This window comes from Pseudomonas leptonychotis (assembly GCF_004920405.1).
In the GTDB taxonomy this organism is placed as follows: Bacteria; Pseudomonadota; Gammaproteobacteria; order Pseudomonadales; family Pseudomonadaceae; genus Aquipseudomonas; species Aquipseudomonas leptonychotis.
Window position 1 is genome coordinate 1,683,906 of record NZ_RFLV01000001.1, and the last position, 17,960, is coordinate 1,701,865.

Here is a 17,960-nt window from a genome sequence, read left to right on the forward strand (position 1 = left end):
TCTGTTCCTCAGCCGCGTGGGGCGGCAGCGATTTTCATCAGCTTGGCATAGTAGAAGCCGTCGTGGCCGTCGACTTGCGGGAAGAGCTGACGACCGTGGGTGGTCTTGTGACCGAAGGCACCGGCAATATCCAGCTCACGGGCGCCCGGAGTGCGCGTCAGAAAGGCGGCGATATTCTCGCTGTTCTCTGCCGGCATCACCGAGCAGGTGGCGTAGAGCAGGATGCCGCCGACTTCCAGGGTCTGCCACAAGCTATCCAGCAGCTCGCTCTGCAGCTTGGCGAGTGCGGGGATGTCGTCGGGTTGGCGAGTTAGTTTGATGTCGGGGTGGCGGCGAATCACGCCGGTGGCCGAGCAAGGCGCATCGAGCAGGATGCGCTGGAACGGTTTGCCGTCCCACCAGGCAGCCAGGTCACGGCCATCGGCGGCGATCAGTTCGGCGTGCAGGCCCAGGCGCTTGAGGTTTTCGCGCACGCGGACCAAGCGTTTTTCTTCCAGATCCACCGCCACTACGCTTGCCAGTTCGGGCTCGGCTTCGAGTAGGTGGCAAGTCTTACCGCCCGGCGCGGCACAAGCATCCAGCACGCGTTGGCCGGGGGCCAGATCGAGCAGTTCGGCGGCCAGCTGCGCGGCTTCATCCTGCACGCTGACGCGGCCCTCGGCAAAGCCTGGCAGGGTGGTGACATCGCAGGCTTGGAGCAGGCGAATACCATCAGCGCTATAGAGGCTGGGCTCGGCCTCGAAGCCGACCCGGCGTAGCTCGGCCAGATAGTCGTCCCGTGTGCTGAGTCGGCGATTGACCCGCAGAATCAGTGGTGGGTGGGCGTTGTTGGCGGCGCAAATCGCCTCCCACTGCTCAGGCCACTGAGCTTTCAGAGCCTTTTGCAGCCAGCGTGGGTGAGCGGTATGCAACACCGGGTCGCGATCCAGGCTGGCGATGATGCTCTCGTTGTCGCGTTGGGCGTTGCGCAGCACGGCGTTGAGCAGGCCTTTAAGCGAGGGCTTCTTCAATTTATCGACGCAGGCTACGGTTTCGCCGATGGCCGCGTGAGGCGGGATACGCGTGTAGAACAGCTGGTACAGGCCGATCAGCAGCAGCGCTTCGACATCACGATCGTTAGCCTTGAACGGCTTTTGCAGCAACTTTTCCGCGATCAGGGCCAGGCGCGGTTGCCAGCGTGCGGTGCCGAAGGCCAGATCCTGAGCCAGACCACGGTCACGCTGCTCGACCTTATCCAGCAGCGGCGGCAGGCTGCTGCCCAGTGAGGCTTTGCCATTGAGGACGACGGCCAGGGCGCGAGCAGCAGCGAGACGTGGGTTCATTGGCCGAGCACCAGGCCCACGGCGAATTGCTCGCGGCGGCTGTTGTACAGGTCACTGAAGTTCAATGCTTTGCCGCCGGGCAGCTGCAGGCGAGTCAGGCGCAGCGCGCCGGTGCCGCATGCGACTGTCAGCCCGGACTTGTCGGCGGCGAGAATGCTGCCGGCGGGTCCACTGCCCTCGCCTAGCTCTGCCGCATGTACTTTCAATGCATCGTCTTTCAGCGTGCTGTGGCAGATCGGCCAGGGATGGAAGGCACGTACTAGGCGCTCCAGCTCAACGGCCGGGCGGCTCCAGTCGATGCGGGCTTCCTCTTTGTTCAGTTTGTGCGCATAGGTGGCCAGGTTGTCGTCCTGCACCTCGCCTATCAGGGTGCCAGCGGCTAGACCGCTGATGGCTTCGATCACAGCTTGCGGCCCGAGGCTGGCCAAGCGGTCGTGCAAGCTACCGCCGGTGTCCTCTGCAGCGATTGGGGTGCTGGCTTTCAATAGCATCGGTCCAGTATCCAGGCCGGCCTCCATCTGCATCACGGTCACACCCGATTCGGCATCTCCTGCTTCAATCGCCCGTTGGATCGGCGCCGCTCCGCGCCAGCGTGGCAATAGTGAGGCGTGACTGTTGATGCAACCCAAGCGTGGGGTGTCGAGCACCACTTGCGGCAGGATCAAGCCATAGGCGACGACTACCATCAGGTCAGGCTTGAGCGCTGCTAACTCGGCCTGCGCTGCCGGGTCGCGCAGGGTTTGCGGCTGATACACCGGAATATCGTGTTGCAGGGCGAGTTGTTTGACCGGGCTGGGCGTGAGCTTTTGCCCGCGACCGGCCGGCCGATCTGGCTGGCTGTACACCGCTACGATCTGGTGGGGTGTGTCGAGCAGGGCTTTGAGGTGTTCGGCGGCGAATTCCGGAGTGCCGGCAAACACGATACGCAGTGCTTCAGTCATGGGGGCTCGCTAAAGAAAAAGGCTTGCCGTAGCAAGCCTTTGAAAGGTGTGGCTCAAGCCTGCTGGCGATGTTGCTTTTCCAGCTTCTTCTTGATGCGGTCGCGTTTGAGATTAGACAGGTAATCGACAAACAGCTTGCCGTTAAGGTGGTCGCACTCGTGCTGGATGCACACCGCCAGTAGGCCTTCGGCGATCAGCTCATAGGGCTGGCCGTCGCGATCCAGTGCCTTGATCCTGACCTTTTGCGGGCGGTCGACGTTCTCGTAGAACCCCGGTACCGACAGGCAACCTTCCTGATATTGGTCCACCTCATCAGTCAGAGGCTCAAACTCGGGGTTGATAAACACCCGTGGCTCGGACCTGTCTTCCGACAGGTCCATCACCACCAAACGCTTGTGCACGTTGACTTGTGTGGCTGCCAGGCCGATGCCAGGGGCGTCATACATGGTTTCAAACATGTCATCGATCAGCTGACGCAAGGCGTCGTCGACTACGTCCACCGGCTTAGCGATGGTGCGCAGACGCGGATCGGGAAATTCGAGGATATTAAGAATCGCCATATGCGTTTGTGATGCACTTGTGGAATAAAGTCAAAATCCGCTGCTAAGATGATGAGCAGCATTGAAAAACGGCTTCACGCCGCAGCACGACTGGGTTTTGTCGCGGCGCTAGGGCGCTCTACGTGAAGGCACATAATAAAGGGATTCACCGCATGAGGAAATCACTACTCGCCCTGCTGCTAATTGCGGCAAGTGGCTTGGCCCAGGCCGCCGTGCAACTCAAGGACGGTCACCCAGACCGTTATACCGTGGTCAAGGGCGATACCCTCTGGGATATTTCCGGTAAGTTTCTGAGCCAACCGTGGAAGTGGCCTGAGATCTGGCACGCCAATCCACAGGTGGAAAATCCTCACCTGATCTACCCAGGCGACCAGCTTAGCTTGGTCTATGTCGATGGTCAGCCACGCCTGATGCTCAATCGCGGCGAGTCGCGCGGCACCATCAAGCTGTCGCCGCAGGTACGCAGCACGCCAATGGCTGAGGCGATTCCGGCGATTCCGCTGGAAGCTATCAACAGCTTTCTGCTGAGCAACCGTATCGTTGATACCCCTGAGCAGTTCCAGGGTGCGCCGTACATCGTGGCAGGCAATGCTGAGCGCGTGGTCAGTGGCGCCGGCGATCGAGTGTATGCCCGCGGCAGTTTTAATGAATCAGCACCTATTTACGGCATTTTTCGCCAGGGTAAAACCTACACCGATCCTGATACCCAGGAGTTTCTCGGGATCAACGCCGACGACATTGGTTCGGGCGAGATCGTGGCCGAAGAAGGCGATGTCGGCACTATGTTGCTAAGTCGTTCGACTCAAGAGGTTCGCCTTGGCGACCGTCTGTTCGCCACCGAAGAGCGATCGATCAACTCGACCTTTATGCCGAGTGAGCCGGCTGGTGAGATCAGCGGTGTGATCCTCGATGTGCCGCGCGGCGTGACCCAGATTGGTCAGTTCGACGTGGTAACCATCAACAAGGGCGCCCGTGACGGTCTGAGTGAAGGTAACGTGTTGGCGATCTACAAGACCGGTGAAACCGTGCGTGACCGCATTTCAGGCGAGTCGGTGAAAATTCCGGACGAGCGTTCAGGCTTGCTGATGGTGTTCCGCACCTATGACAAGCTCAGCTATGGCCTGGTGTTGGGCGCTTCTCGCTCACTGGCCGTCATGGATAAAGTGCGTAACCCGTAACACCAAAAAGCCCCGCGAATGCGGGGCTTTTTATGGCGTCCTGTTTCTGGCTCGCCACCTTGAACCGTCGCGCTGCGACGTTTAAACGAACGGCCAACATTTTTTGCTACAAGACGCCCCTGTCGCCCACGCGGCGCGACCGATCAAGGATGATCCGGATGTCGCAATCTTCTGCTATTTCTCCTGCCATTTCTCCAGCTGAACTGGAAGCCCGCCTGCGCCTGCACTGCTTGCCAGAGTTAGGCCCTCGTCGTTTTCGTAAATTGCTCAGTGCTTTCGACAGTGCTTCGGCGGCGCTTAGTGCACCGGCCAGCGCCTGGCGGTCACTCGGCTTGCCGCAATCTTGCAGTGAGGCGCGCCGCAGTAGCGAAGTCCGTGAGCGCGCGGCTCGCAGCCTGGCCTGGTTGGAGGGCGATACCCAACATGTGCTGATGTGGGATGACCCTGTTTATCCGGGACTGCTGGGTGAACTGGCGGATGCACCACCGCTGTTATTTATCGACGGTGACCCTGCGCTGCTGGAACAGCCACAACTGGCTATGGTTGGCAGCAGGCGTGCCTCACGACCGGGTTTGGATACGGCGCAGAGCTTCGCGCGCAGCCTGGCCGCTGGCGGATTTGTGATTACCAGCGGATTGGCGTTGGGGATTGATGGCGCGGCGCATCAGGGTGCACTGGACGCGAACGGCAAGACGGTAGCGGTGCTCGGCACCGGTTTGCAGTGCTTGTATCCGGCGCGGCACAAAGCGTTGGCGGCAGCGATTGTGGTCAATGGTGGCGCGCTGATTTCCGAGTTGCCGCTGGATTGCCCGCCTCAGGCGAGTAATTTTCCGCGCCGGAACAGAATCATCAGCGGCCTTTCCGTGGGCGTGCTGGTGGTGGAAGCCAGCCCGTCTAGCGGCTCCTTGATCACCGCGCGTCTGGCGGCCGAGCAGGGTCGTGAGGTGTATGCGATTCCTGGCTCTATCCACCATCCCGGTGCGCGTGGCTGCCACCAGTTGATCCGTGAAGGCGCGACTTTGGTGGAAAGTATCGAAGATATTCTGCAGGCCCTGCGCGGCTGGCAGGTGCAGCCGCCCACAAGCCCCTCGCGCCAACCAGAGTCGGCCAGCCATCCCTTGTTGGCCTTGCTGCATGCCGCACCGCACAGCAGCGAAGCGCTGGTGGTGGCCAGTGGCTTGCCGTTGGCTGAGGTGCTGGCGGCGCTGACAGAGCTGGAGCTGGAGGGGCGAGTGGCCTGTGAAAATGGTCGCTGGGTAGGCCGCGCACCTTGAACAGGGCTTTGGCTTGGATACACTGCCCGTCAAGTGTTTAGCGGAGAGCAGTGCATGGTCAGCAATTGGCAAATACAACAAGCCGCACAGGTGGTGCGCAGTGGTGGAGTGATTGCCTATCCGACCGAAGCGGTATGGGGGCTGGGCTGTGATCCCTGGAATGGCGAGGCGGTGGAGCGCCTGCTGGCACTGAAGGACCGTCCTGTGCACAAGGGGCTGATCCTGGTGGCGGCCGAGATCGAGCAGTTCGACTTCCTTCTCGAAGACCTTCCGGAAATCTGGCTGGCGCGTTTGGCTGGCAGCTGGCCGGGCCCCAATACCTGGCTGGTGCCGCATCAGAACCGCTTGCCGGAGTGGATCAGCGGCCAATACAGCAGCGTGGCCCTGCGCGTCAGCGACCATCCACAAGTGCGTGCGCTATGCCGGTTGACCGGGCCGTTGGTGTCGACCTCGGCCAATCCGGCAGGGCGGCCCTCGGCCCGTTCGCGTCTGCGGGTCGAACAGTACTTCCCCGGTCAGCTGGATGCTGTGCTGGGCGGGGCCTTGGGTGGACGCAAGAACCCCAGCCTGATTCGCGACTTGATCAGCGGTGATGTGGTCAGGGCGTCGTAGGTTTCGCTTCTTCTCGTAGCCCGGATGCAATCCGGGGATGGCCGACACGGTCCCCGGATTGCATCCGGGCTACGTAGTTTCAAGGAAGCAGGATGGTCGAACCGGTGGTTTGCCGGGCACTCAGCGCTGTTTGTGCCTGCGCCGCATCCTTGAGCGCATAACGGTTGCTGATCTCCACCTGCAGCTGACCGCTGCTGATCATGGCAAACAGCTCATCCGCCATACTCTGCAGGCGTTCCGGCGTATTGGCATAGCCCGCTAGGGTCGGGCGAGTGACGAACAACGAGCCTTTCTGCGCCAGAAGACCCAAGTTAACTCCGGTTACCGCGCCGGAAGCATTACCGAAGCTGACCAGTAAACCGCGCGGGGCCACGCACTCCAGCGAGGTTTCCCAGGTGTCCTTGCCGACGCCGTCGTAGACCACTGGGCACTTCTGCCCATCGGTCAGTTCCAGCACGCGCTGGGCGACGTTCTCATGGCTGTAGTCGATGGTTGCCCAGGCGCCTTGTTGCATAGCCCGCGCGGCTTTTTCGGCCGAGCTCACAGTGCCGATCAGTTTGACCCCAAGCGCCTTGGCCCACTGGCAGGCGAGGGAGCCGACACCGCCGGCGGCGGCGTGAAACAGGATGGTTTCGCCGCCTTGCAGGGAAAAGGTCTGGCGCAACAGGTATTGCACGGTCAGGCCCTTGAGCATGACGGCCGCAGCCTGTTCGAAACTGATCGCATCCGGCAGTTTCACCAGTTTGTCGGCGGGTAGCACATGCAGCTCGCTGTACGCGCCCAATGGCCCTGTGGCATAAGCCACGCGATCACCGACCTGAAAGTGACTAACGGCCGAGCCCACGGCCTCAACGATGCCGGCACCTTCGGTGCCCAGGCTGGATGGCAGCGCCGGCGGTGCGTACAGACCGCTGCGGAAATAGGTGTCGATAAAATTCAGGCCGATGGCCTGGTTTTGCACCCGCACTTCATTAGGACCTGGAGCGGCTGGGTTGTAGTCGGTGTATTCGAGTACTTCCGGGCCGCCGTGACGGTTGAACTGGATACGCATAGCCATTTTCAGGTTCCTCGGCGAATGGATGATTGAATCATGCCCGCACGGGCAGAAAAGTGCCGTTATCCAATCGTCTGCATTGACCGGCGTCAACTGCGGTGTGGCGCTGGCCAAAAAATGGCCGGGAGGCAATTTAACGTTGCGTCGCGACGGCCCTGGAGGCAGCCATGGATGGCAAACCATAATGTTATGCTTGCCATCGATTTCGCCGCTCAGCCCCTGTGCTGCTGAGCGGTCTTAGCTGATTCAAGGTGCCGCCGTGAGTGACCGTACTGAGGCCGTCAAAGCCTACCTGCTGGATTTACAAGACCGTATCTGCGCTGCCCTGCAAGCCGAGGATGGCGCCGCCGAGTTCTTTGAGGACGCCTGGCAGCGCCCCGCCGGCGGTGGCGGTCGCACGCGGGTGATGGAGAACGGTGCGCTGATCGAAAAGGGTGGGGTGAATTTCTCCCATGTGTTCGGTGACAGCCTGCCGCCCTCGGCCAGCGCCCATCGCCCCGAGTTGGCCGGTCGTGGTTTTGAAGCCCTCGGTGTGTCGCTGGTGATGCACCCGGAGAACCCTTATGTGCCGACCTCCCACGCCAACGTGCGCTTCTTTAGCGCGGAGAAGGAAGGTGAAGAACCCGTGTGGTGGTTTGGTGGTGGTTTCGACCTGACCCCTTATTACGGCAATGACGAAGACTGCGCGCACTGGCACCAAGTCGCCCATGACGCCTGCGCGCCGTTCGGGGCCGAGGTTTATCCGAAGTTTAAAGCCTGGTGCGATCGCTACTTTTACCTCAAGCACCGGGATGAGCCGCGCGGCATTGGCGGGCTTTTTTTTGACGATCTCAACCAGTGGGACTTCGACACCAGCTTCGCCTTTATGCGCGCCATCGGCGACGCGTATCTGGCGGCCTACCTGCCCATCGTGCAGCGCCGCAAGCTGACGCCGTATGGCGAGCGTGAGCGTGAGTTCCAGGCCTTCCGCCGTGGTCGCTACGTCGAATTCAACCTAGTGTTCGACCGTGGCACCTTGTTCGGTTTGCAGTCCGGCGGACGCACCGAGTCGATCCTCATGTCTCTGCCGCCGCACGTGCGTTGGGGCTATGACTGGAAGCCCGAGCCCGGCAGCGAAGAGGCGCGGTTGAACGAGTATTTCCTGACTGACCGCGACTGGCTCGCCGGACAGGCCTGAGTCAGGGTGGGGCGTTCGCTGCGAATCGGCTGCCTGTTGATCGCCGCACTGTTGCTGGCTGGTTGCGCCACGCCGCCGCCCCGCGACGTGGGCAACCTGTGCGCGATCTATCGCCAGTACCCGGATTGGTATGAAGAATCGTTGGTGATGGAACGGCAGTGGGGCACGCCCATGCAGGTGGCCATGGCGGTCATCAAGCAGGAGAGCGGCTACCGCCATGATGCCCTGCCGCCACGCTACTACTTTCTCGGTTTCATTCCCTGGGGACGGGTCAGTTCAGCCTACGGCTATGCCCAGGCGCAGGACCCGGCCTGGGCTGACTACCAGCGCGCCACCGGCAATGGCGGCTCGCGCAGCAGCTTCGACGACGCCCTGCTGTTCGTGGGTTGGTACGCCGACGCCAGCCAGCGTGAGCTGGGTATTTCCAAGTGGGACGCTTACAACCAGTACCTGGCCTATCACGAAGGACGTGGTGGCTATCGCCGCGGCAGCTACAACGGCAAACCCTGGTTGATGCAGGTGGCGCGCAAGGTCGAGCAGCAGGCCAAGGCCTATGGTTGGCAGCTCAAGCAGTGTCGCGCCGAGCTGGAGGATAATCGCAGCTGGTGGCCGTTCTAGGTCGCCGACTTATTTCTGAGGAGTGTTCATGGACCGCTACGGCGTTTTCGGCAACCCCATCGGCCACAGCAAGTCGCCGCTGATTCATCGTTTGTTTGCCGAGCAGACGGGTGAGCAGCTGAGTTATGAAGCCTTGCTGGCACCGCTGGAGGACTTCCCCGGTTTTGCCCAGGCGTTTTTCGTCGAAGGTCGGGGCGCCAATGTCACCGTGCCGTTCAAGGAGCAGGCGTTTGCCCTGGCCGACAGCTTGAGTGCCCGCGCCCAACGCGCGGGTGCGGTGAACACCTTGAAGAAGCTGGCGGATGGCAGCCTGCTGGGTGACAACACCGACGGCGCCGGCTTGGTGCGTGATCTGACGGTAAATGCCGGCGTGACACTCAAGGGCAAACGCATCCTCCTGCTCGGTGCAGGTGGCGCCGTACGGGGTGTGCTCGAACCGTTGTTGGCCGAGCAACCGGCGGCACTGGTGATTGCCAACCGTACGGTGGAAAAAGCCGAACAGCTGGCCCGCGAATTCGCCGATCTCGGCCCGGTGGTTGCTAGCGGTTATGACTGGATCGATGCGCCGGTGGACATCATCATCAACGGCACTTCGGCCAGCCTGGCCGGTGCTGTACCGCCGATTGCGCCGAGCCTGATTCAGCCGGCTCACACGGTCTGCTACGACATGATGTATGGCAAGGAACCGACGGCGTTCAACTGCTGGGCGGCCGAGCATGGCGCGGTGCGCACGCTGGATGGTTTGGGCATGTTGGTCGAGCAGGCGGCCGAAGCCTTTGCCCTGTGGCGCGATGTGCGCCCCGACAGCGCGCCGGTGCTGGCCGAGCTGCGCCGTCTATTGGCTGCGGGTTAAGCGCCTGTGCGATTAAGCCCGGAGACGTTGGCGCACATCAGTGCGTTGACGGTGCAGCACTATCAAGACTGCGCCGAAGACTTTCGTGATGGCACCCGTGATCACGATGTCAGCCAGAACATTGCCGCCCTGCTCGCGCCTATTCAGGCGACTGCGCCCTTCCAGATTCTTGATTTCGGTTGTGGCCCGGGCCGCGATTTGCGCACCTTCAAGGCCATGGGTCACACCGCGGTGGGTCTGGATGGTTGCGCGCGCTTTGTCGAGATGGCACGCACCGACAGCGGCTGCGAAGCCTGGCAGCAGGATTTTCTTGCTCTCGATCTGCCACCTGAGCGCTTCGACGGTGTATTTGCCAATGCCGTGCTGTTTCATATTCCCAGCCAGGAACTGCCACGGGTGTTGGCGCAGCTGCATGCCTGCCTGAAACCGGGTGGCGTGCTGTTCAGCTCCAACCCGCGTGGTGAAAACCAGGAAGGCTGGAATGGCGACCGTTATGGCGCCTATTACGACCTGGCCAACTGGCGTGTGTTGCTTAACGCCGCCGGGTTTAGCGAGCTGCAGCATTACTACCGCCCGGCGGGCTTACCGCGTGAGCAGCAGCCTTGGTTGGCCAGTGTATGGCGCCGGCTCTGACGCCTTAGCATTTAGCCTGGATTAGCGCAGTCCGTAGGATGGACGTCGCTTTTCACGTCCACCGCAATGGTGGATCGATGAAGCGTGATCCACCCTACTCAATACACATCACGCAGGTAACGCTTCTGTTCGGCCAGGCGGCGAATATGCTCTGCCGCCCGCTCCTCGCTCAAACCACCATGCTCTCGCGCCACATCCCTTAGCGCCTGCTCAACGTCCTTGGCCATGCGGCTGGCGTCGCCGCAGACATACAGCTGTGCACCCTCTTCCAGCCAACGCCAGAGTTCGGCGCCTTGTTGGCGAATACGGTCCTGCACGTAGATTTTCGCTGCCTGATCGCGCGAGAACGCCAGGCTGAGGGTGGTCAGCAGGCCGTCGTGTTGCATCGCCGTTAACTCGTCGCGGTAGTAGAAATCGCTGGCCGCGTGCTGTTCGCCGAAGAACAGCCAGTTCTTGCCGGTATCGCCGCGCGCGCGCCGTTCGTGGAGGAAACCGCGAAACGGCGCCACGCCGGTGCCGGGGCCCACCATGATGATCGGTACATCGCCAGCGTGTGGCAGCCGGAAGTGTTTATTGGGCTGCACAAAGACAGGCACCTCGGCACAATCGGCGCGGTCGGCGAGAAAGGTTGAGGCCGCCCCTTTGCGCTGGCCATAGCGCACGGCGGAAACGGTTAGGTGCACTTCGCCGGCATGCGCCTTGGGGCTTGAGGAGATTGAATAGAGGCGCGGTTGCAGACGTTTGAGGCTGCCCAGCAACGCGCTGGTCGAATGCTCAGCTGGATAGGCCTGCAGCACATCCGCCAGCTGGCGGCCCCACAACCAGTCGTTCAACTCGGCTTTGCGCTCGCCTAGCAGGCTGCGCAGCTCGTTGCTGGCGCTGCGTTCGGCCACCAGCGCGAGTGCCTCGTGACTCGGGCGGGTGATCTCGAAATGGCTGCTCAAAGCGTCGCGTAGCGACAGTTCACCGACCTTAGCCACGCTGACCCGTTGCTCGCCATCCAGGCGCGCCAATTCGATCACCTCATCAACCAGGGCTGGGCAGTTACGTGGCCATACGCCGAGGGCATCGCCGGCTTCGTAGGTGAGGCCGGAGTCGCCCAGGGCGAAGGCAAATTGGCGGGTGTCCTTGCTGGCGCCTGCTGCGTTCAGGCGCAGGTTGACCGTAAGGCGCGCAGGCAGCGGCTGCGCCTTGCTTATCCGCTGTGTGCTGGCGGGTTCAGTTGCGGCGGCGCTGTGTGCCAGAACTGCCGTTTCGGCGGGTCGCAGCAACGGCAATAGCTCGCTGAGCCAGGCTGCTGCGCTGTCGTCGAAGTCGCTGTCGCAATCCAGGCAGGGCCGCAGCGGTGTGGCGCCGAGTTCGGTCAGGCGGCGGTCGAGGTTTTTGCCGTGCTGGCAGAACTGCTCGTAATTCGGGTCGCCAAGCGCCAGTACCGCATAGCGCAGGTTTTCCAGGCGCGTGTCACTGGTCTGCAGGGCGCTCCAGAACGCCTGACCGTTGTCTGGCGCATCGCCGTCGCCGAAGGTGCTGCTGAGCAACAGCACTGAGCCGGCGCTGGCCAGTTTCTCCAGTGGATAATCGGCCATGCAGCTGAGCGCCACAGCCACCCCTGCATCGTGCAGCTGCGCGGCAAAGCGCTCGGCCAGCGCCTCGGCATTGCCCGTCTGCGACGCCCACAGCAGCGTTACGTCAGGGCCTGTGGCCTGTGCTATTGGCGCGCTGCGGCTGAACATTCCGGCGAGCATGCCATCCAGCCACAGACGGTTAGCTTCGGCCAGGGGCGCCTGGCTCGGTAGGCTGGGCACGCCGCCACCTGGGTTGCTGCGCAAGCCGCTGATAAAGCCGGCCATATAGGTGCGCTCGCGTTCGCTCAATGACGGTGGCGTGTGGGTATTCACGCCGACCAGGGCCGCAAAGGTTTCGATACTCGACATCTCGAGTTCCTCAGGCAAAGGGGAAAGACGCGCATTGGTGGTCGCCTCGCCAGAAGGTGTGTCGAGGCGTTGATGGCTGATCAGCTCGATGCGCCGCAGGCTGACGGCGCAGAATTTGAATTCCGGCTGCTGCGAGATGGGGTCGATGGCGTCGCTGGTCACAGCGTTGATCGCCAGGTTGTCGCCGTACACATCGTTCCAGTGGAACGGCGCAAAGCAGCCGCCGGGCAGCACGCGATCGCTGACCACCACCGGCAGTACGGCGTGGCCGCGTCGCGAGCGGACTTCCAGCGAGTCGCGGTCGCGCACGCCGAGGGCAGCGGCATCCTGCGGGTGTATTTCGATAAAGGGGCCGGGGTTGAGTTTGTTCAGCGTGGCGACTTTTCCAGTCTTGGTCAGGGTATGCCACTGATGCTGCAGGCGCCCGGTGTTGAGCACGAAGGGGAAATCTTCATCGGGCATTTCCGCCGGGTCCAAGTGCGGGCGGGGGAAGAACTGCGCTTTGCCGCTGGGCGTAGCAAAGGCCAGGCGCGGCGTGCTGCCGTCGGCGTGGGTGTGCAGGGTCTGGCTGATGCCGTCATTCTGATAGCGGATCGGCGCGCGCCCGTCGCCCGTCTCGCTGGCGCAGGGCCATTGCAGCGGGTTCTGGCGTAGGCGTGGGTAACTGGCGCCGCGCAGGTCATAGCCGGTTTTGTGGTTGTGGAAGCGTTTGATTTCGTCGAATACCTGCTCGGCCGAGCTGTAGCTAAAGCCGTCGGCAAAGCCCATGGCGCAAGCCACCTCGGCGATGATGCGCCAGTCGGCCATGGCTTCGCCGGGCGGCTCGACGGCTTGCGGCATCAGGGTCAGGTTGCGTTCGGAGTTGATCATCACCCCTTCGGCTTCGGCCCACAGCGCGCCGGGCAGCAGGATGTCCGCGTAGCGATTGGTTTCGGTGTCGAGGAAGGCGTCCTGGGCGATCACCAGTTCGGCGGCTTTCAGCCCTTCGATCACCGTGGCGCGGTTGGCCATGCTGGCCACCGGGTTGGTGCAGATGATCCAGCAGGCCTTGACCTTGCCGGCGGCCAGATCCTCGAACAACGCCACGCTGCCGCCGCCCAAGCGGTTGTGCAAAGTGCCGGCCGGCACGCCCCAGATTTGTTCGACAAAGGTGCGGTCATCGGCCACCAACACGCTGCGCTGGCCGGGCAGACCAGGGCCCATATAACCCATCTCGCGGCCGCCCATGGCGTTGGGCTGGCCGGTGAGGGAGAACGGCCCGCTGCCCGGGCGGCAGATCTTGCCGGTGGCCAGGTGCAGGTTGCACAGGGCGTTGGTGTTCCAGGTGCCGTGGGTGCTCTGGTTGAGGCCCATGGTCCAGCAGCTCATCCACTCACCCGCCTCGCCGATCCACTGCGCGGCTTGGCGAATGGCGGCCTCATCCAGCCCGGTGTGTGCGGCGACGTATTCGGGGGTGTAAGTCTGCAGAAAGTCCGGCATGACCTCCCAGCCTTCGGTGAACTCGGCAATAAAGGCCGGATCGGTGTGGCCGTTCTGGTGCAGCAAATGCAGCAGGCCATTGAGCAGCAGCAGGTCGCTGCCTGGTTTGATCTGCAGAAACAGGTCGGCCTTGTCCGCCGTGGCATTGCGCCGGGGGTCGACGACGATCAGCTTGGCGCCCGCCTTGACCCGCGCCATCAGGCGCAGGAACAGGATTGGGTGGCAGTCGGCCATATTCGCGCCGATAACGAAGAACACCTCGGCGCGCTCGAAATCCTGGTACGAGCCGGGTGGGCCGTCGGCACCGAGCGACAGCTTGTAACCGCTGCCGGCGCTGGCCATGCACAGGCGTGAGTTGGATTCGATCTGATTGCTGCCCAGGTAGCCTTTGACCAGTTTATTGGCCAGGTACTGCGCCTCCAGCGACATCTGCCCGGAAACATACAGGGCGATGGCGTCCGGGCCGTGCTCGTCGAGAATCGTGCGCAGGCGGGCGGCGGCGGCGCTGATGGCGGCTCCCATGGCGATTTGCCCCGGGTCGCGGCTGCGTTCGCTGCGCAGGTAGGCGTGCTCCATGCGCCCGGACTCGTTCAGCGGTTGGGCGCAGGTGCTGCCTTTGGTGCACAGGCGGCCGAAGTTGCTCGGATGCTGCGGGTCACCGCTGACCTTGGCGATCTTGCCGTTTTCCACCTGCATGACGATGCCGCAACCGACGCCGCAATAGGGACAGACACTCCGAACCGTTTTGTTCGCCACACCTTCTCCTGAACCTTAAACGCAAAACGCCATGCCACCCTCCGTCGAAACGGGAGCAACACGGCGTCTTTGTCGTGGACGGGCAATCGGCTTTGATTACCCATGCTGGGCTATAGCAAGGCACGCGCCAGGGTTTGCGGGTACGGCTTCAGCGCCCGTGCAGCAAGGCCTAGCGAGATTTGTGCGAGGAAAAAGGTGAAGGCAGGGGCGACTCAAAATGGGGCGTCGGGTGGTCGGCTCGCCTCTTTTTGGGTCTTTGCCGCGTCTGGTGGGGTGCTCGCTTGCAAGGCTGCAGCTCGGCGTTATGCGGCTCGCAGGCCACTGCGGGAAAACTGGCACAAGCACTGCATAAGTCCCGTCGAGCCCGCCACATTCGGGCCGCCCATTCGATCAATGGCGATCGCTAGCCTACACAGGCAATGGGTATCAGGTGCTCCTCACAGGCACCGCACAGAACAGGCAAAGGCGCCTGAAACCGCAAGGTTTCAGGCGCCTTTTTTATTGCCGCAGAACAACCTGATGAGCTTCGGCCGGGAAATGCCATGAACAGCACAGAGACCTCCACAGACCAGCAACGGCTTATCGTCATCGGCAACGGCATGGTCGGCCATCATTGCGTCGAGCAACTGATTGAGCGTGGCGCCCTGGCCCGCTATCAGGTGCATGTGTTCAGCGAAGAGCCGCTGCGTGCTTATGACCGCGTGCACCTCTCAGAGTATTTCGGCGGCCGTGATGCCGAGTCGTTGGCGCTCAGCACGGTTGAGCTGTACCAGACGCCTGGGGTCACTTTGCACTTGGGCGTGCCGGTGCTGGAGATCGACCGCGAGCGTCGTGAAGTGATCACCGCCACGGGTTGTTTCCCCTACGATCAACTGGTGCTGGCCACCGGCTCCTATCCCTTTGTGCCGCCGATCGAAGGCGCCGAGGGCGATTCGCGCCTGGTCTATCGCACCCTGGCTGACCTCGACGGCATTCGCGCTGCGGCCAAAGGCAAGCGCCGTGGTGTAGTAGTTGGCGGTGGTTTGCTCGGTTTGGAAGCGGCCAACGCGCTGAAGTCGCTGGGTTTGGAAGCCCATGTAGTGGAATTCGCCCCACGCTTGATGCCGGTGCAGTTGGATGAGCACGGCGGCCTGGCGCTGAAAGCACAGATCGAAGCGTTGGGCGTCAGCGTGCACCTGTCGCGCGGCACCCAGTCGATTACCCCCGGCAGCGAGTACCGCTACCGGATGAACTTCGCCGGAGAAGAGTTTCTGGAGACCGACCTGATCGTGTTCTCCGCCGGTATTCGCCCGCAGGACGCCATTGCCAAACAGTGCAGCCTGGAGCTTGGCCCGCGCGGCGGCGTGGCCATCGACAGCCAGTGCCGCACCAGCGACCCGGCCATCTACGCCATCGGCGAATGCGCGGCGTGGAATGGTGGGATCTTCGGCCTGGTCGCTCCGGGCTATCAGATGGCCCGCAGCGTCGCCACCCAGCTCTGTGGTGAAGACAGCGAGCCCTTTATGGGCGCGGACATGTCGACCAAGCTCAAGCTGCTCGGCGTCGACGTCGGCTCCATCGGCGATGCCCATGGCGCCACTGCCGGTTCGCGCAGCTATCGCTTTATCGACGAAGCCAACGCCAGCTACCGCCGGTTGGTGGTTTCGGCCGACGGCAAGCAGGCTATCGGCGCCGTGCTGGTCGGCGACAACAGCTACTACGACACCCTGCTGCAGTACGTGCAGAACGGCATCACCCTGCCGGCCGATCCGTCCTGCCTGATTCTGCCGCAAGGCGAAGGCGCGCCAGCGCTGGGTGCCGATGCGCTGCCGGATACCGCCACCATCTGCTCCTGCCACAACGTCAGCAAGGGCGCGATCTGCGCGGCCATCGACGGCGGCTGCGGCGACCTGGCTGGGCTCAAGGCCTGTACCAAAGCGGCCACCGGCTGCGGCGGGTGTTCGGCCCTGCTCAAGCAGGTGTTCGAACACGAGCTGACCGCACGCGGCGTGGTGGTGGATAAGAGCCTTTGCGAGCACTTCGCCTATACCCGCCAAGAGCTGTACGGCATCGTCCGCGTTGAAGGTATCGAGAGTTTCGAAACCCTGTTGGCTAAGCACGGCCGTGGCCATGTGGGTTGCGACATCTGCAAGCCAGCGGTGGGTTCGATCCTCGCTTCCTGCTGGAACCGCTCGATCACCGATCCGGCGCTGGTGCCGCTGCAGGACACCAACGACACCTTTATGGCCAACATGCAGAAGAACGGTACCTACTCGGTGGTGCCGCGTATTCCCGGTGGCGAAGTGACCCCGGATGGCTTGATTGCGATTGGTGCGGTGGCGAAGAAATACGACCTCTACACCAAGATCACCGGCGGCCAGCGCATCGATTTGTTCGGCGCGCAGTTGCACGAACTGCCGCAGATCTGGGCCGAGCTGATCGCCGCCGGTTTTGAAACCGGCCACGCCTACGGCAAGTCGCTGCGCACGGTGAAATCCTGCGTGGGCAGCACCTGGTGCCGCTACGGTGTGCAGGACAGTGTGGCCATGGCACTGCTGCTGGAAGACCGCTACAAGGGCCTGCGCTCGCCGCACAAGATCAAGTTTGCGGTATCCGGTTGCACTCGCGAATGCGCCGAGGCGCAGAGCAAGGATGTGGGCGTGATTGCCACCGAGAATGGCTGGAACCTCTATGTGGCCGGGAATGGCGGCATGCGTCCACGCCATGCCGAGCTGTTTGCCACCGATTTGGATGACGCCACCCTGGTCCGTTACATCGACCGTTTCCTGATGTTCTACGTGCAAACCGCCGACCGTCTGCAACGCACCTCGGTATGGCGCGAGTCGTTGGAAGGTGGCCTGGATTACCTCAAGGCTGTGGTTATCGATGACAGCCTGGGCCTCGCCGCCGAGCTTGAAGCGCAGATGCAGTTGGTGGTCGATCGCTACGAATGCGAATGGGCCAACGCCTTGAACGATCCGGAAAAACTCAAACGCTTCCGCACCTTCGTTAACGACAAGCGCGCCGATCCGGACATCCAGTTCGTCAAAGAGCGTGCGCAGATTCGTCCGGTCCGCGACGACGAACGTTCCCTTATTCCGCTATTCGAAGAGGTGGTTTGATGAGCCAATTAAGCGCAGAACGCAGCGTGCAGCACGCGCTGCAATGGCAAGCCGTGTGTGCCCGCCAGGACCTGGTGGCTAACTCCGGCGTGGTCGCGTGGATCGAGGGTGGGCAAGTGGCGCTGTTCTACCTGCCAGACGAGGCCAGCGACCAGCAACTGTTTGCCCTCGATAACCGCGACCCGTTATCGGGCGCCAACGTCATCGGCCGCGGCATTGTCGGCAGCCTGGCCGGTGATCTGGTGATCGCTGCGCCGCTGTACAAGCAGCACTTCCGTCTGCAAGACGGCACCTGCCTGGAGTACCCGCAGCAGCAGCTGCGCACCTGGCTGGTTCGGTTGCAGGGCGATACGGTGGAAATCGCGCTGAGCTAAAGCAATGATCGAACGGGGCTGACGGCAGTCAGCCTCGATATGCGAGCTGGATAGGGCGCCACTTGACTATTGAGTCAGTAATTGGCTTTATGCA

General features: G+C 62.4%; 14 protein-coding genes. 9 read left to right on the forward strand and 5 right to left on the reverse strand.

Annotation, left to right across the window (positions count from 1 at the left end; genetic code table 11):
• Window positions 1-8: 8 nt before the first annotated feature.
• The 3 genes from rsmB to def are packed head-to-tail and all read right to left on the reverse strand — an operon-like array spanning window position 9 to window position 2,823.
• Window positions 9-1,322 (reverse strand): 16S rRNA (cytosine(967)-C(5))-methyltransferase RsmB, encoded by a 1,314-nt coding sequence (gene rsmB / locus D8779_RS07640; protein WP_136663816.1) that lies wholly within the window; start codon window positions 1,320-1,322, stop codon window positions 9-11.
• Entirely contained in the window at window positions 1,319-2,263 is a 945-nt protein-coding gene (gene fmt / locus D8779_RS07645) for a methionyl-tRNA formyltransferase (protein WP_136663817.1), read from the reverse strand. The genes rsmB and fmt overlap by 4 nt, the downstream gene beginning before the upstream one ends.
• A 53-nt stretch (window positions 2,264-2,316) precedes the next feature.
• Window positions 2,317-2,823, reverse strand: coding sequence for a peptide deformylase (gene def / locus D8779_RS07650; protein ID WP_136663818.1), 507 nt, complete (start codon window positions 2,821-2,823; stop codon window positions 2,317-2,319).
• A 152-nt stretch (window positions 2,824-2,975) separates the two neighbouring features.
• On the opposite strand from def, the gene D8779_RS07655 reads away from it, so the two are divergent.
• The 3 genes from D8779_RS07655 to tsaC all read left to right on the forward strand — a co-directional run bounded on the left by D8779_RS07655 (window position 2,976) and on the right by tsaC (window position 5,887).
• Window positions 2,976-4,001 carry a LysM peptidoglycan-binding domain-containing protein gene (locus D8779_RS07655; protein WP_136663819.1) on the forward strand — a complete coding sequence of 342 codons (1,026 nt, stop codon included), beginning with the start codon at window positions 2,976-2,978 and terminating at the stop codon, window positions 3,999-4,001.
• A gap of 158 nt (window positions 4,002-4,159) precedes the next feature.
• Entirely contained in the window at window positions 4,160-5,275 is a 1,116-nt protein-coding gene (gene dprA, locus D8779_RS07660) for a DNA-processing protein DprA (protein ID WP_136663820.1), read from the forward strand.
• 54 nt (window positions 5,276-5,329) lie between these two features.
• Complete coding sequence (tsaC, locus tag D8779_RS07665; RefSeq protein WP_136663821.1) at window positions 5,330-5,887, forward strand: L-threonylcarbamoyladenylate synthase type 1 TsaC; 558 nt, start codon at window positions 5,330-5,332, stop codon at window positions 5,885-5,887.
• A gap of 79 nt (window positions 5,888-5,966) precedes the next feature.
• Here tsaC and D8779_RS07670 read toward each other — a convergent pair whose 3' ends face one another.
• A complete protein-coding gene (locus D8779_RS07670) occupies window positions 5,967-6,944 on the reverse strand; it encodes an NADPH:quinone reductase (protein WP_136663822.1) in 978 nt (325 codons plus the stop codon).
• A 256-nt stretch (window positions 6,945-7,200) separates the two neighbouring features.
• On the opposite strand from D8779_RS07670, the gene hemF reads away from it, so the two are divergent.
• From hemF to D8779_RS07690, 4 genes are read left to right on the forward strand one after another with little or no spacing between them, the layout of a single operon-like run.
• Window positions 7,201-8,118: an oxygen-dependent coproporphyrinogen oxidase gene (gene hemF / locus D8779_RS07675; protein WP_136663823.1), complete on the forward strand. Its 918-nt coding sequence runs from the start codon at window positions 7,201-7,203 to the stop codon at window positions 8,116-8,118.
• Window positions 8,119-8,124: 6 nt separating this feature from the next.
• A complete protein-coding gene (locus tag D8779_RS07680; RefSeq protein ID WP_136663824.1) occupies window positions 8,125-8,736 on the forward strand; it encodes a transglycosylase SLT domain-containing protein in 612 nt (203 codons plus the stop codon).
• A gap of 28 nt (window positions 8,737-8,764) precedes the next feature.
• Window positions 8,765-9,589, forward strand: a complete 825-nt coding sequence (gene aroE / locus D8779_RS07685; RefSeq protein ID WP_136663825.1) for a shikimate dehydrogenase — start codon at window positions 8,765-8,767, stop codon at window positions 9,587-9,589.
• Between the two features lie 6 nt (window positions 9,590-9,595).
• Window positions 9,596-10,222, forward strand: coding sequence for a class I SAM-dependent methyltransferase (locus D8779_RS07690; RefSeq protein WP_136663826.1), 627 nt, complete (start codon window positions 9,596-9,598; stop codon window positions 10,220-10,222).
• 98 nt (window positions 10,223-10,320) lie between these two features.
• Here the strand turns inward: D8779_RS07690 and D8779_RS07695 are convergent, their stop codons facing one another.
• Window positions 10,321-14,391 carry a bifunctional nitrate reductase/sulfite reductase flavoprotein subunit alpha gene (locus tag D8779_RS07695; protein ID WP_136663827.1) on the reverse strand — a complete coding sequence of 1,357 codons (4,071 nt, stop codon included), beginning with the start codon at window positions 14,389-14,391 and terminating at the stop codon, window positions 10,321-10,323.
• Window positions 14,392-14,933: 542 nt separating this feature from the next.
• On the opposite strand from D8779_RS07695, the gene nirB reads away from it, so the two are divergent.
• Together nirB and nirD are read left to right on the forward strand one after the other, a co-directional pair.
• Window positions 14,934-17,492, forward strand: a complete 2,559-nt coding sequence (gene nirB, locus D8779_RS07700) for a nitrite reductase large subunit NirB (protein WP_136663828.1) — start codon at window positions 14,934-14,936, stop codon at window positions 17,490-17,492.
• The gene (gene nirD / locus D8779_RS07705; RefSeq protein ID WP_136663829.1) at window positions 17,492-17,866 is read left to right on the forward strand and encodes a nitrite reductase small subunit NirD; all 375 of its coding nucleotides are present in this window, start codon (window positions 17,492-17,494) and stop codon (window positions 17,864-17,866) included. Before nirB ends, nirD begins: the two co-directional genes overlap by 1 nt.
• Window positions 17,867-17,960 lie beyond the last annotated feature (94 nt).